This is a genomic window from Flavobacterium sp. GNP002, assembly GCF_054343795.1.
Genome location: NZ_JBTGUW010000001.1, coordinates 2,118,715 through 2,132,755, shown reverse-complemented (window position 1 = coordinate 2,132,755; position 14,041 = coordinate 2,118,715). Strand labels below are relative to the sequence as shown.

Genomic DNA, 14,041 nt, shown 5'->3' with positions numbered 1-14,041 from the left:
TGCTAAAATACAAAAAAATACTATGCGTACATATTAAATTAATTTGTTAATTTTATGTTAATATTTGGTACTATGCGAAACAAGATACTGTCTTTTAGATATATATTTGCATAAGAAATTACTATATACTTTTAATCATGGAAACAACAACCGAAAAAAACACCGCAACATTTACTCATTTGAGTGCATTGACTCAATATTTTATTCCTTTTGGAAATTATATTTTTCCAATAATACTTTGGACTTCAAAAAAGGAAAGTTCTGAATTTGTGGATCACCACGGAAAACAAGTACTTAATTTTCAGTTAAGTTTATTATTGTATTCTTTAGTGCTTATCCTAATTGCAGTTCCAACATTTTTAATTACACTGTTTAGAAATATTCCTGTTGAAGCTGTAGTTAATGATCACGATTTTGTTTTTAGAAATTTTAATTTCGAAGGAAACATTGGAATGTTAACAGTAGGATTAGTTGCTGTTTTAATTTTTGGTCTTTTGAAAGTGGCTGAATTCTTTTTAATCATTTATGCTTCAATCAAAACATCAAATGGAGAAAAATACAAATATCCAATAACGATTCCGTTTATTAAATAGAAAAAATAAAATGGATTAAAAGAGAATAGATGTAATAAATAAAACGAAATAGCAAGGAGCGATTGCTTCGTTTCTCGCAAATACAAATCAATCATCAATCAAAAAATGAACCGTTTAATCAACACAAAATCAAAACAAAGAAATTATGAACATTGAAAACACAAAAGCCCAGATGCGTAAAGGTGTTCTCGAGTTTTGCATCTTATCAGTATTAAAAGAAAAAGATGCATACACATCGGAAATATTGGACACATTAAAAAACGCAAAATTATTAGTTGTAGAGGGAACTATTTACCCGCTGCTAACCCGATTGAAAAATGATGGATTACTCAACTACCGTTGGGAAGAATCCACATCAGGACCACCAAGAAAATATTACGGTCTAACTGAAATAGGACAAACATTTTTAAAAGAACTTAGTGGCACTTGGACTGAATTATCCGATGCCGTAAACCTTATAACCAACCAAAAACAATAGTCATGAACAAAACTGTAAATATAAATCTAGGCGGAATGTTCTTTCATATAGATGAAGATGCATACCAAAAATTAACTCGATATTTTGATGCCATAAAACGTTCTTTATCTAATTCATCTGGACATGATGAAATCATAAAAGATATCGAAATGCGTGTTTCAGAATTATTGAATGAGAAACAAATAAGCGACAAACATGTTGTGGGTTTAAAAGATGTAGATGAGGTTATCGCAGTAATGGGACAACCGGAAGATTACATTATTGAAGATGAGTTGAAAGGTTCGCAAACCTTTAGTGACAGTTCAAACAGAAGAACAAAAAAATTATACCGCGATAAAGAAAAAGGTATGATTGGTGGTATTGCAGCTGGATTAGGTCATTATTTTGGAATTGATGCCGTATGGATCAGAATCGTTCTAATACTATTAGTTTTTGCTGGATTTGGAACTGGAATTTTAGCGTATATCATTCTATGGATTGTTACTCCTGAGGCCGTTACCACATCAGAAAAACTGGAAATGACAGGAGAACCCGTAAATATTTCGAATATCGAAAAAAAAGTACGTGAAGAGTTTGAAAGCGTTTCCGGGAAAATAAAAAATGTAGATTACGACAAATATGGTAATCAAATAAAAACGGGTGCCGGGAAAATAGGAAGCTCTTTTGGAGATTTTATCATGACTATTTTTAAGATTTTTGCAAAGTTTTTAGGTGTTATTTTAATTATCACTGGAATTGCAACATTAGTTTCTTTACTAATTGCTGTTTTCACTTTAGGTTCCTCAGATTTTATTGATGTGCCATGGCAAAGTTTCATTGAAGCAGGAAATTTCACAGATTACCCAATATGGTCTTTTGGATTATTAATGTTCTTTGCTGTTGGAATTCCGTTCTTTTTCTTGACCCTTTTAGGTTTCAAATTATTGTCTCCTACCATGAAATCAATTGGAAATATTGCTAAATACACATTATTGGCACTTTGGATAATTGCAATAGCGATACTAATTTCGATAGGAATAAAACAAGCATCAGAAGTGGCTTACGAAGGGAAAACGGTTCAGAAAGAAACGATTAATGTATTACCAAATGATACTTTGTTTGTAAAGTTCAGATACAATGAGTATTACACAAAAGACATTGACGACAGAGAAAGCTTCAAGTTTGTTCAAGATTCAGCTAACACGCAATTGATTTATTCCAATAATGTAAGTTTAGAAATTTTACGCACAGACGAGAAATTACCTTTCATTCAAATTGAAAAAATAGCTAGAGGTAAATCATTTCAAGATGCAAAACGAAGAGCTGAAAAAATAAAATACGCTATAAAAATTGAAGGAAATCAGCTGATTCTAGATAATTATTTATTGACAGAAGTAGCCAATAAATTCCGTGATCAGGAAGTAGAAATATTTTTATACCTACCAGAAGGGATTCTGTTGAAACCAGATACTTCAGTACAAAATTACGACAGATCTGACGATTCATTTTTCAACTTACACTACAGTTCAGACAATTACATTTACAAAGTAGAAAATTCTCAAATAAAATGTTTAAATTGTCCTGCTGATGAAAATGAATATAATGATGTTGATGAAAATGAAAATGGTGATAATGTAGAAGTAAACATTACTGGAAAAGTAACCGAAAATGATAGTATAACAACTACTACTGTAAAAGTAAACGGAGAAACGGTAACAGTGAATGAAGCTGGAACCAAAAAAGGCTTATCAATAAGTAAAAACGGTGTAATCATTAAAAATTAAAGCTATGTTAAAAATCATCACAATAATTACAAAATTTATTCTGGTTGCGTTAACTGCCTTACTATTTGCATCGTGTAACCATTCCATAAATTTACAATCAATTGAAGGAAGTGGGAATGTCACCACCGAAAGAAGAAATGTGGAAGGTGATTTCAAAAGCATAGAAGTTAGCAATGCTATCGATCTTGTCATTGAACAATCAGACGTAACTGAAATAGTAGTTGAAGCTGATGATAATTTGCAAAAACACATCTTTACCAAAGTTGAAAATGGCACACTCGTTATTTCTTGTGATAAAAATTCTTTTATCAATACGAAATCTAAAAAAGTAACTGTAAAAATGCCAGTTATTGAACAATTAGAAGCCAATAGCAGCGCTTCAATAACTAGTAGAAACACTATAAAAGGAGAAAATATCACACTGAATACTTCTAGTGCTGGAACTATCGACCTGAATATAGAAGCAGATGATATTACTTGTGATTCCAGTAGCGGAAGCAGCATCACCATTAATGGAATGGGATTAAAAATGAAAGCAAATGCATCAAGTGGAAGCGGAATTGACGCCAAAAACTTATTAGCTAATGAAGTTAATGCCGAAGCTTCCAGTGGAGCCACCATCAACATTCATCCTATTGTGAGTCTGGATGCCGAAGCTTCTAGCGGAGGAAGTATAAGCTATAATAAAGTTCCAAAATCAATTCGAAAAGAAACCAATTCTGGAGGAAGTATTCATCAAGAATAACAAATCATTTTACTAAAAATCAAAAAATCATCCATCACAAGTGGATGATTTTTTTATATTTGTGTAGACACTAATCTAAATGACTATGAAAAAATACGCTGTTATACTCCTACTCCTTTTATCAACTACATTGACCTTAGCACAGAAAAAGGAAAAAGTAAAAGGCTCAAAAACAGTAACTGTAGAACAAAGGGAAGTGGGTAATTTCGAATCGCTCACTGTTGAAGACAATCTCGAAGTATACTTAGAAAGAGGTGAAAAAACCGAACTAAAAATTGAAGCCGATGACAACTTACACGATATTATTTCGCTGGATTTAAGAGACAATATGCTTCGTATTTACACTACAAAACAATCCACTAATTATAAAAAACTGATTGTTAGAGTAACATATACCAATGATTTAAATCTGGTTACGTCTAAAAATGAAACAACTGTAAATGCGATTCAGGAAATTTTATTGAATGATTTTACACTAAAAGCACACGATGCATCCAAACTATTTTTGAATGTGAATGCCAAAAAATTCGTATTACAATCTGATGATAAATCAAAAACAGAACTCAATTTAAAATCAGAAAATACTACCATTGAATTAAGTAAAAACGCATCTCTAAAAGCCTTAGTCACTACTACAGATTTGAAAGTAGATATGTATCAAAAAGCAGATGCTAGTATCGAAGGAGATGCCACTAATGCCATCATTCGGTTGGATAATAACTCGAGCTTGACAGGAAATAAATTAACTGTAAAAAATGTTGACGTAACCACAGAAAGTTATTCCATTTGTAGTGTTAATGCAGCAACAACCGTTATCATAGACGCAGCTAATAAATCCGAGATTCAACTTGTGGGCGCTCCAAAAATTGAAATTAGAAAATTTGTCGATGAAGCAAAATTGATAAAAAAGTTGAAATAATCCTCTCCCCGCCCTCTCCAAAGGAGAGGGCGAAAGAACAGAATTGATTAACATATATCCTAACCAACAAAAAGTCCCAATTGCTAAGGCAAATGGGACTTTTTTTATCTTAAAAAATCAGATTCTGATTATTCTTTAGAAGCCAAATATCTTTCAGCATCAAGAGCAGCCATACAACCTGTTCCGGCTGCAGTTATCGCTTGACGATATACATGATCTGCTGCATCACCCGCTACGAAAACGCCTTCAACATTAGTTTTTGAGGTTCCGGGAGTATTAATAATATATCCAGTTTCGTCTAACGAGATATAATCTTTGAAAATATCAGTATTTGGTTTGTGACCAATAGCTACAAAGAAACCAGTCGCAGGAATATCAAAAACTTCATTTGTAGTTTTATTCAAAGCCTTTACCCCAGTAACCACTTGCTCATCTCCTAATACTTCAACAGTATCGTGATTCATTAATATGGTAATATTCTCGGTTTTGCGAACGCGTTCTTCCATGATTTTAGAAGCTCTGAATTTTTCGCTACGCACCAACATGGTTACTTTTTTACAAAGTTTTGACAAATAGTGTGCTTCTTCACAAGCTGAATCTCCTGCCCCTACAATTACTACTTCTTGGTTTCTATAGAAAAAACCGTCACAAACAGCACATGCAGAAACTCCACCGCCCATTTTTAAATAATGTTGTTCTGATGGCATCCCTAAATATTTAGCTGAAGCTCCAGTAGAAATAATTACTGTTTCGCAATGTAATTCTATAGTATCATTGATCCAAACTTTATGAACATCTCCTGAGAAATCAACTCTTGTAGCCCAACCATCACGCACATCAGTACCAAAACGTTGTGCTTGTGCTTGTAATCCTACCATCATTTCCGGACCAGTAATTCCTTCAGGATTACCAGGCCAATTTTCTACTTCATTAGTTGTTGTTAGCTGTCCACCAGGCTGCATTCCTTGGTACAAAACAGGATTCATGTTTGCTCTGGCGGCATATATCGCTGCAGTATAACCTGCTGGACCAGAACCTATAATAAGACATTTAATTTTTTCGATTGTATCTGACATATTAATGTTTCTTTTGAATTTAACAGTGCAAAAATAGGATATTATTGCTGGAATAGTGAACTAGAAGTATCAGTTTTAATTATTCTGGAATAAAAAAATCCCTTCTGTGAGAACAGAAAGGATCAATTTGTCGGGGTGGCAGGATTCGAACCTGCGGCCTCCTGCTCCCAAAGCAGGCGCGATAACCGAGCTACGCTACACCCCGAAAGCGGGTGCAAATATAGTACTATTTTTGGCTTATGCAAAACTATTTCAGAAATAAGGACTAAATTTATTTGGCGCAAAAAATCAGTATGGAAATCTAAAATAAATTTGTTTTTTCAAAGTATAATCCAGCCACAACTTTCCTAGCCCAGATGGAAGTGAAAAGCTTCTCCGAGGTGCGACCAATTTTTTCTTGACAGAAAAGAGCGACCAAAGGAAGCTCCGTTTATGGCTTTAGAAAAAACTGGGAGCAACTCAAGTCCCGAACTATCGGGATTGTAGCGCACAGCTGGAATAGCTCCTAAAAAATGAAATCCTTTTTAAGAATGGGAATTGCCAAATAGCGACTAATCAAGCTTTAACAAATGTTAACAAAATAGATTTTTAGAAACCATAAATAATTGTATTTTTACGGTTCAAAATTTAGAAAAATAAATGGGCAAAATCATCGCGATTGCTAATCAAAAAGGTGGAGTTGGAAAGACTACAACGTCTGTAAATCTTGCTGCTTCACTGGGTGTTTTAGAAAAAAAAGTATTACTTATTGATGCTGATCCACAGGCAAATGCCTCTTCAGGATTAGGAATTGATGTTGAATCTGTAGAGATAGGTACGTATCAAATTCTGGAACATAGTCATACGCCGAAAGAGGCCATCATAAAATGTTCTGCTCCAAATGTGGACGTAATTCCATCACATATTGACCTTGTTGCAATTGAAATCGAATTAGTCGATAAAGAAAACAGGGAATATATGCTTAAAAAAGCATTGGAAAACATCAAGGACGAGTACGATTATATCATTATCGATTGTGCTCCATCTCTTGGATTGCTTACGTTGAATGCTTTAACTGCTGCTGATTCTGTGATTATTCCTATTCAATGTGAGTATTTTGCACTGGAAGGTTTAGGGAAATTATTGAATACGATAAAAAGCATCCAAAAAATTCACAATCCAGATTTAGATATCGAAGGGTTATTATTAACCATGTTTGATTCGAGATTGCGTTTATCAAACCAAGTAGTTGAAGAGGTTCAAAAACATTTCAACGATATGGTTTTTGACACTATTATTCAAAGAAATGTAAAACTGAGCGAAGCGCCAAGCTTTGGAGAAAGTATAATAAACTACGATGCAACAAGCAAAGGAGCTACTAATTACTTGCATCTTGCTCAAGAAGTTATAAAGAAAAACAGTAAATAGTTTTATGGCAAAAGCAATAAAAAAACAAGCCTTAGGAAGAGGATTATCCGCACTATTGAAAGATCCGGAAAACGATATAAAATCCGTTGACGACAAAAATGCTGATAAAGTTGTAGGAAATATCATTGAGCTTGAAATTGAAGCAATTGAAATAAATCCGTTTCAGCCAAGAAGTAATTTCAATGAGGAATCATTGAGAGAATTAGCGACTTCTATTAAAGAATTAGGCGTTATTCAGCCTATTACCGTACGTAAATTAGACTTCAATAAATACCAATTGATTTCGGGTGAGCGTCGTCTTCGTGCGTCGACACTTGTGGGATTGAAAACAGTTCCTGCTTACATTCGTATTGCAAATGACAACGAATCATTGGTTATGGCATTGGTGGAAAACATCCAGCGTCATGATTTAGATCCAATTGAGATTGCACTTTCGTACCAACGTTTGATTGACGAAATTCAGCTGACTCAGGAACAAATGAGTGATCGTGTAGGAAAAAAACGTTCTACTATCGCTAATTATTTACGCCTTTTAAAACTAGACCCGATCATCCAAACCGGAATTCGTGATGGTTTTATCAGTATGGGTCATGGTCGTGCAATTATCAATATTGAAGACCAAGATATTCAAACTGATATTTATCAAAAAATCGTCAGTCAAAATCTATCCGTTCGCGATACCGAAGCTTTAGTAAAAAACTATCAGGAAAGTTTAAAGCCTAAACCTGCCGGTAAACCAAAAGCAGCTTCATTTGAAATTGCAGATTCCCATAAAAGTACTTTTACAAATTATTTTGGAACCAAAGTTGATGTGAAAGTAGCTGGAAACGGTAAAGGAAAAATCACTATTCCATTTCATTCTGAAGAAGACTTCAACAGAATTATTAAATTAATAAACGAGTAGTGCATAAAATCATTTTCATAGGTCTATTCCTTTTTATTGCAGGAAACACTACTGTTTTTGCCCAAACGGAAACAGAAGCAGTACTTGTCGCAAAAGATACTTTGAAATCAAATGACATTGATCCATTGACTCCTGCTAAAGCAGCTTTCTTTTCGGCAATTTTGCCGGGTTTAGGTCAGGCTTACAATAAAAAATACTGGAAAATACCGCTCGTTTACGGAGCTTTAGGAACCAGTGTTTACTTTTATATTGACAACAACAGGAAATACCATCAATACAGAGATGCTTACAAAAGCAGACTGGAAGGATACACTACCGATGATTTGGCTTTCTTAGATAATAATCGATTGATTGCTGGGCAAAAATTTTATCAAAGAAATCGAGATTTATCAGCTTTGGTAACTTTAGCGTTTTATGCATTAAATATCATAGATGCTAATGTCGATGCTGCTTTAATACAATTCAATGTGGATGAAAACTTATCAGTAAGACCTGTTATTTATCCAAATGATGTAACATTCAAGACTAATGTAGGACTAACATTTAATTATAATTTTTAGATTGAAAACAGAATACTCCATTCATCTTTAAAATTTTAATTTATAAATATAAAAAACAAATGAAAATTGCGCTTTTAGGATACGGAAAAATGGGTCAGGTAATTGAAAGAATTGCACTGGAAAGAGGACATGAAATCGTTTTGAAAAAAGATGAAAACAATACTTTTGATGGTCTTTCAACTGCTGATGTAGCTATTGATTTCAGTGTTCCAACAGCTGCAGTCCCTAATATCTCCAGTTGTTTCCATGCTAATGTCCCTGTAATTTCAGGAACAACAGGCTGGTTAGAACATTATGATGAAATGGTGGCACTTTGCACAGCTAAGAACGGTGGTTTTATCTCCAGTTCTAACTTTAGTTTAGGCGTGAATATTTTCTTTGAACTCAACGAATATTTGGCAAAAATCATGTCAAAATTTGACAGTTATAAAGTAGAAATGGAAGAAATTCATCATACTCAAAAACTAGATGCACCAAGTGGCACAGCGATATCATTAGCCAAAGGAGTAATTGAAAATAGTTCGTACACCAACTGGACATTAGAAAAGCCTGAAGCCGACCAAATTCATATCGAAGCAAAAAGAATAGGAACTGTTCCGGGAACACACACCGTAACATACAATTCTGTTGTTGATGCTATCGAAATAAAACATACCGCACACAATCGTGAAGGTTTTGCTCTGGGTGCTGTGATTGCAGCAGAATGGATTATAGGAAAGCAAGGTGTTTTTACCATGAAAGATGTTTTAGACTTAAAATAAAATTATACTCGGTTTTAGGAAAATCGCTAACGAAACAACCTTAAACTTCAAACTTTAAACAAAAAACTATGTCAGTATATCAATGGTTTGTATTTTTTCTGCTAGTACAAATAGTTCACTTTTTAGGAACATGGAAATTATATGAAAGCGCGGGAAGGAAAAGTTGGGAAGCAGCTATTCCAGTATACAATGCTATTGTTTTGATGAAAATAATAGGCCGCCCTACTTGGTGGACGATTTTACTTTTTATCCCAATTATTAATTTGATTATGTTTCCTGTAATCTGGGTAGAAACATTGAGAAGTTTTGGAAAACGATCTGGATTAGATACTTTTTTAGGGCTTGTAACTCTTGGATTTTACATTTATTATGTTAATTATACTCAAAAATTAAATTACATAGCTGACAGAAGTTTAAGCCCCGAAAACAAAGCAGCTGATACCGTTAGCTCATTGCTTTTTGCAGTTATAGTAGCTACTTTGGTTCACACCTATTTAATTCAACCGTACACGATTCCTACCTCTTCATTGGAAAAATCCTTATTGGTAGGTGACTTTTTATTTGTGAGTAAAATGAATTATGGTGCAAGAATCCCAATGACAACCGTAGCATTGCCAATGGTTCATGATTCTATCCCTTTACTTCAAAAAAAATCATACTTAACTTGGCCGCAATTACCTTATTTAAGATTACCGGGAATTCAAAACATAAACAGAACGGATATCGTTGTATTTAACTGGCCGGTTGATACTGTTTACAGGTTTTTTGACACTTCAAAAAGACGTGCTTTTAAACCGGTAGACAAGAAATCGAATTACGTAAAAAGATGTGTTGGAATCCCTGGAGACAACTTATCTATAAAAGACGGTATGATTTATATTGATGGTAAACTATTGGAATTACCTGAAAGAGCAAAACCGCAATTCTCCTACAAAGTATCATTAGACGGAAAAACGCCAATCGATTTTGAGCATTTACTTAAAGAGATGGACGTAACTGACCCTGTACTTGTTACAGATGAAACGCGAAGAGACACATTATTTTTTAGTGCTTTGACAGCTGCTGGAGCTGAAAGATTGAAAAATGTACCTGGTATTACTAGTGTTACAAGACAAATATCAAGAGATGTTGATCAAGCTAGTAATGGAAAAGGTGTTTTCCCGCATATCAATAAGTGGAACAGTGACAACTACGGCCCTATCTATGTACCAGAAAAAGGAAAAACTGTCGCTTTAACAACTGAATCATTGCCATTTTATAAAACCATAATTACTGATTATGAAACAAATGAAAATGGAGATAAAAACGACCTTAAAGTAACAGGAAACGAAATAAGACTAAACGGAAAAGTAGTTAAAGACTACACTTTCCAACAAAATTATTACTGGATGATGGGTGACAACCGTCATAACTCTGAAGACAGCCGCTATTGGGGATTTGTTCCTGAAAATCACATCGTAGGGAAACCTATTTTTATCTGGTTAAGTTGGGATACAAATGGTAAAGGGTTGAATAAAATACGTTGGGACAGAGTTTTTACAACTGTTAGCGGTGAAGGCCAACCTCAATCTTATTTAAAATATTTCCTATTCGCTTTAGCAGCATTTTTCATTGGAGAGTATTTTTGGAAAAAAAGGAAAGAGGGTAAAAGTTAATTTGATTATTCGTTAGTTTGTTTATTTGATCGTAAAGACAGAAACATATCTAGTCATTAGATAAAAAATAAATATGAAATTTACGTTTCAAATAACTTAGCAATTTACTTAACAAATCACCAAATAAAATGTATACTTATTCATTTGAGAAATTAGAGGTTTGGAATGAAGCTAAAGAATTCACTAAATCCATTTATTTCTTAACTTCTACATTTCCAGATTCAGAGAAGTTTGGATTAATTTCACAATTAAGAAGAGCATCCGTTTCTATCTGCTCAAATATTGCCGAAGGCTCTGCAAGGAGTTCATATAAAGACAAGGCACATTTTACAACAATGGCATTTAGTTCAGCCATTGAAGTTTTAAATCAATTGATATTATCTTTTGAGTTAAATATTATAATCGAAGATGACTATTTAAGGTTAAGACAAAATATCGAAAGTGTTACAAACAAACTAAATGGACTTCGAAATTACCAAATAGACAAATCAACGGAAAAAACCAAATAACCAAAATAACGAATAACCACATGGACATCCTCATCCATCCTACCTATTTCCCATCGATAAGCCATTTTGCAGCCATGGTACAATCGGAAAACATTACTTTTGAAATAGAAGATAATTTCCAGAAACAAACCAACCGCAACCGCACTTATATTTATAGTCCAAACGGAATTCAGTTATTAAACATCCCTGTAAAACATTCGAAACAAAGTCATCAAAAAACAAAAGATATCAAAATTGAAACTGATTTTGATTGGCAAAAACAACATTTCAAATCATTAGAAGCAGGATACCGAAGTTCTCCTTTTTTTGAGTTTTTCGAAGATGACATCAGACCAATTTTCGAAAAAAAATATACTTTTTTATTGGATTTAAATTTTGAGGTTTTTGATATCCTATCAAAATGTTTCCGTATAAAACAGGATTACACGACAACAACCGAATACTTTCATGAAGTTGACACAACTATAATTACTGATTTCAGAGCTTTGGTAAACGGGAAAAAAGATCTTTCTGTATTCGAAAGTTACACTCAGGTTTTTGATGACAAATATGGTTTTATCAACAATCTTAGTGTTATAGATTTGCTTTTTAATGAAGGGAAATATGCAATGGATTATTTAAAAAAGCAAGATCTGATTCTAAAATAAAATTCCTAATTAAATTTTATTCCAAAGACAATCTAGCCATAATAGGAAAATGATCTGAGTTAATAAATTTCGAAAAATTTTCAAACTTCTTTACTTTCATTTTTTCGTCAGCAAAAATATAATCAATTCTGGCTGGATAGTACCTGAATTTATAGGTCTCTCCAAAACCATTCCCTGCTTCTTCAAAGCTATCTTTCAACTTTCCTTTAATGCTTCGGTACACATATGAAAACGCGCTATTGTTCATGTCGCCACAAATGATAATTGGATACGTGCATTTCATTTTATGTTCCTTAAAAATCTCCGCTTGCTGTTGTTGTTGCTTGAACGCTTTACTGATTCTAATAAATAACATTTGTGATTTCTGCTGATTAATCGCATCTATATTTTCATCAATTTCATTGACATCAGGAGAAATTTTGATGGATTGAATGTGCATATTATACACTCTTATAATGTCTTTTCCTTTTTTTACATCCGCAAAAACAACATTATTACTTGAATTTGGAAAAATAATATTTCCTTGATCAATAATCGGAAATTTAGAAAAAATCGCCTGTCCCGTTTTAATTTGGTTTCCATCGGTAAAAATATATCTATGGGGATACACTTTCAAATCAATATCAGCTGAGGAAGAGTATTCCTGAATACACAATATATCAGGGTTTTTATCATTAATAAACGTGAGAATATCTGAAGGAACATCGTCTCTGTCAATCCATTTAAAAACATTAAACAGACGAACATTATAACTCATTACGGTAAAATCTTTTTCTTCTTTAGGAAACTCTGGTGAAGAAAATTTATAAAACTTATTTATAAAAGTAATTCCAATCAATAAAACCAAACCCGAAACTATCAATTGCTTTTTGAATTGCAAAGCCCAATACACAAAAAACAAGCCATTTAAGATAAAAAAAAGCGGCATGAAAAGTGTCAAAACGGATAAAAGAGGAAAAGATTTCGGTGCCAAAAAAGGCAGAACATAGGCAATAAAAGTGACAATAGTAAGAACTATATTCAAAAAAAACATTCCTTTATTAAACCATGAAAGATTTTTCATTTTCTATATTTTTTAGTAAGACAATATCTAAAATCTTATTTGATACTTATTTCCCAACTTTGAACAAGAATTCTTTTTCTTCTTTTGTCAAACTATCATAACCTGACTGACTGATTTTATCTAAAATTTCATCTATCTGCTGCTGAGATTTATCTTTTGTAACTATTTTTGAAACGCTTTTTACCAAAGGCTTACTGTAATTTTTATGCACTTTCTTGAATGGTGTTGACTTATTTTTTTTCAACAAATTTGCAAAAAAATCTATAACACGAGTAACAACAGTACTTAAATCGGTTCCATTTTGAAGCAATTTAATAAAAATAAAACCAAAAAAAGCTCCAGAAAGATGAGAAATATGCCCACCCATATTTTCTGAACGCAGTTGCATTAAATCAACAATAATAATTACGGCAGTTATATGCCACAACTTGACATTTCCAATAATCAATAAACGGAGATCCATCAAAGGATGATAAGTAGTAGTTGCTACTAAAATAGCCATAATAGCGGCAGAAGCACCTACAATTGGAGCATTAATATTTAAAACGTAAAATACCAAAATATAACAAATTCCTGCAAAAATGGCGCTCAATATGTACAAGCCCAGCAATTGCTTAGAAGTAAAATACGTCATAAATAATCTGCCCGAGAAGTTCAGAACAATCATATTAAAAATAATATGCATGATTCCACTGTGAAAAAAAGCATACGAAAGTAACGACCAGGGTTTCCAAAGCAAATCTGCCGGATTAGAGGACAAACTCACATAATGGATGTAATCAATATTGACACCCAACAAGGATAAAAGAGCAAAAAACAACCATGGTAGAACAAACAAAGCTACATTCCAAAAGATTAGCTGAGTAACTATTCCTCCCATCTTGTATTGTAATTTCAGGTCGTCAATAATATTCATAATTTAATTGGGATTTAAGAGCTGATATTTAGGTCGTACTACTTT

15 protein-coding genes and 1 tRNA gene are annotated in these 14,041 nt (G+C 33.2%); 12 read left to right on the top strand and 4 right to left on the bottom strand.

Annotation, left to right across the window (positions count from 1 at the left end):
- The first annotated feature begins 137 nt into the window (after positions 1 to 137).
- The 5 genes from ACXX80_RS09345 (at position 138) to ACXX80_RS09325 (ending at position 4,498) form a co-directional block, all read left to right on the top strand.
- Positions 138 to 593: a DUF4870 domain-containing protein gene (locus ACXX80_RS09345; protein WP_458552966.1), complete on the top strand. Its 456-nt coding sequence runs from the start codon at positions 138 to 140 to the stop codon at positions 591 to 593.
- 145 nt (positions 594 to 738) lie between these two features.
- Complete coding sequence (locus ACXX80_RS09340) at positions 739 to 1,071, top strand: PadR family transcriptional regulator (protein ID WP_099713267.1); 333 nt, start codon at positions 739 to 741, stop codon at positions 1,069 to 1,071.
- 2 nt (positions 1,072 to 1,073) lie between these two features.
- Positions 1,074 to 2,834, top strand: coding sequence for a PspC domain-containing protein (locus ACXX80_RS09335; protein ID WP_417981013.1), 1,761 nt, complete (start codon positions 1,074 to 1,076; stop codon positions 2,832 to 2,834).
- Between the two features lie 4 nt (positions 2,835 to 2,838).
- The gene (locus ACXX80_RS09330) at positions 2,839 to 3,579 is read left to right on the top strand and encodes a head GIN domain-containing protein (protein ID WP_458552965.1); all 741 of its coding nucleotides are present in this window, start codon (positions 2,839 to 2,841) and stop codon (positions 3,577 to 3,579) included.
- A gap of 85 nt (positions 3,580 to 3,664) precedes the next feature.
- The gene (locus ACXX80_RS09325) at positions 3,665 to 4,498 is read left to right on the top strand and encodes a GIN domain-containing protein (RefSeq protein WP_458552963.1); all 834 of its coding nucleotides are present in this window, start codon (positions 3,665 to 3,667) and stop codon (positions 4,496 to 4,498) included.
- 128 nt (positions 4,499 to 4,626) lie between these two features.
- On the opposite strand, the gene trxB is transcribed toward ACXX80_RS09325, so the two are convergent.
- Both trxB and ACXX80_RS09315 read right to left on the bottom strand, forming a co-directional pair.
- Entirely contained in the window at positions 4,627 to 5,574 is a 948-nt protein-coding gene (gene trxB / locus ACXX80_RS09320; RefSeq protein WP_458552962.1) for a thioredoxin-disulfide reductase, read from the bottom strand.
- A 130-nt stretch (positions 5,575 to 5,704) separates the two neighbouring features.
- A tRNA-Pro gene (locus ACXX80_RS09315) sits at positions 5,705 to 5,779 on the bottom strand.
- Positions 5,780 to 6,213: 434 nt separating this feature from the next.
- Between ACXX80_RS09315 and ACXX80_RS09310 the strand changes: the two genes are divergently transcribed.
- The 7 genes from ACXX80_RS09310 to ACXX80_RS09280 all read left to right on the top strand — a co-directional run bounded on the left by ACXX80_RS09310 (position 6,214) and on the right by ACXX80_RS09280 (position 12,017).
- Positions 6,214 to 6,981 (top strand): ParA family protein, encoded by a 768-nt coding sequence (locus ACXX80_RS09310; RefSeq protein ID WP_458552961.1) that lies wholly within the window; start codon positions 6,214 to 6,216, stop codon positions 6,979 to 6,981.
- Between the two features lie 4 nt (positions 6,982 to 6,985).
- Complete coding sequence (locus ACXX80_RS09305; protein ID WP_282717726.1) at positions 6,986 to 7,885, top strand: ParB/RepB/Spo0J family partition protein; 900 nt, start codon at positions 6,986 to 6,988, stop codon at positions 7,883 to 7,885.
- Entirely contained in the window at positions 7,885 to 8,445 is a 561-nt protein-coding gene (locus ACXX80_RS09300; protein ID WP_417981021.1) for a DUF5683 domain-containing protein, read from the top strand. Before ACXX80_RS09305 ends, ACXX80_RS09300 begins: the two co-directional genes overlap by 1 nt.
- A 59-nt stretch (positions 8,446 to 8,504) precedes the next feature.
- Positions 8,505 to 9,206 (top strand): 4-hydroxy-tetrahydrodipicolinate reductase, encoded by a 702-nt coding sequence (gene dapB / locus ACXX80_RS09295; protein WP_315208917.1) that lies wholly within the window; start codon positions 8,505 to 8,507, stop codon positions 9,204 to 9,206.
- 68 nt (positions 9,207 to 9,274) lie between these two features.
- The gene (lepB, locus tag ACXX80_RS09290; protein ID WP_458552959.1) at positions 9,275 to 10,861 is read left to right on the top strand and encodes a signal peptidase I; all 1,587 of its coding nucleotides are present in this window, start codon (positions 9,275 to 9,277) and stop codon (positions 10,859 to 10,861) included.
- A gap of 128 nt (positions 10,862 to 10,989) precedes the next feature.
- Positions 10,990 to 11,370, top strand: coding sequence for a four helix bundle protein (locus tag ACXX80_RS09285; RefSeq protein ID WP_458552958.1), 381 nt, complete (start codon positions 10,990 to 10,992; stop codon positions 11,368 to 11,370).
- Between the two features lie 20 nt (positions 11,371 to 11,390).
- Positions 11,391 to 12,017, top strand: coding sequence for a WbqC family protein (locus ACXX80_RS09280; RefSeq protein WP_458552957.1), 627 nt, complete (start codon positions 11,391 to 11,393; stop codon positions 12,015 to 12,017).
- 16 nt (positions 12,018 to 12,033) lie between these two features.
- Here ACXX80_RS09280 and ACXX80_RS09275 read toward each other — a convergent pair whose 3' ends face one another.
- Together ACXX80_RS09275 and ACXX80_RS09270 are read right to left on the bottom strand one after the other, a co-directional pair.
- Complete coding sequence (locus ACXX80_RS09275; protein WP_458552956.1) at positions 12,034 to 13,080, bottom strand: endonuclease/exonuclease/phosphatase family protein; 1,047 nt, start codon at positions 13,078 to 13,080, stop codon at positions 12,034 to 12,036.
- A 46-nt stretch (positions 13,081 to 13,126) separates the two neighbouring features.
- A complete protein-coding gene (locus ACXX80_RS09270; protein ID WP_458552955.1) occupies positions 13,127 to 13,996 on the bottom strand; it encodes a rhomboid family intramembrane serine protease in 870 nt (289 codons plus the stop codon).
- Between the last annotated feature and the right edge of the window lie 45 nt (positions 13,997 to 14,041).

Coding starts and splice junctions, on each gene's coding strand:
- ACXX80_RS09345 (WP_458552966.1), top strand. CDS start 138: ATGGAAACAACAACCGAAAAAAACACCGCAACATTTACTCATTTGAGT.
- ACXX80_RS09340 (WP_099713267.1), top strand. CDS start 739: ATGAACATTGAAAACACAAAAGCCCAGATGCGTAAAGGTGTTCTCGAG.
- ACXX80_RS09335 (WP_417981013.1), top strand. CDS start 1,074: ATGAACAAAACTGTAAATATAAATCTAGGCGGAATGTTCTTTCATATA.
- ACXX80_RS09330 (WP_458552965.1), top strand. CDS start 2,839: ATGTTAAAAATCATCACAATAATTACAAAATTTATTCTGGTTGCGTTA.
- ACXX80_RS09325 (WP_458552963.1), top strand. CDS start 3,665: ATGAAAAAATACGCTGTTATACTCCTACTCCTTTTATCAACTACATTG.
- trxB (WP_458552962.1), bottom strand. CDS start 5,574: ATGTCAGATACAATCGAAAAAATTAAATGTCTTATTATAGGTTCTGGT.
- ACXX80_RS09310 (WP_458552961.1), top strand. CDS start 6,214: ATGGGCAAAATCATCGCGATTGCTAATCAAAAAGGTGGAGTTGGAAAG.
- ACXX80_RS09305 (WP_282717726.1), top strand. CDS start 6,986: ATGGCAAAAGCAATAAAAAAACAAGCCTTAGGAAGAGGATTATCCGCA.
- dapB (WP_315208917.1), top strand. CDS start 8,505: ATGAAAATTGCGCTTTTAGGATACGGAAAAATGGGTCAGGTAATTGAA.
- lepB (WP_458552959.1), top strand. CDS start 9,275: ATGTCAGTATATCAATGGTTTGTATTTTTTCTGCTAGTACAAATAGTT.
- ACXX80_RS09285 (WP_458552958.1), top strand. CDS start 10,990: ATGTATACTTATTCATTTGAGAAATTAGAGGTTTGGAATGAAGCTAAA.
- ACXX80_RS09280 (WP_458552957.1), top strand. CDS start 11,391: ATGGACATCCTCATCCATCCTACCTATTTCCCATCGATAAGCCATTTT.
- ACXX80_RS09275 (WP_458552956.1), bottom strand. CDS start 13,080: ATGAAAAATCTTTCATGGTTTAATAAAGGAATGTTTTTTTTGAATATA.
- ACXX80_RS09270 (WP_458552955.1), bottom strand. CDS start 13,996: ATGAATATTATTGACGACCTGAAATTACAATACAAGATGGGAGGAATA.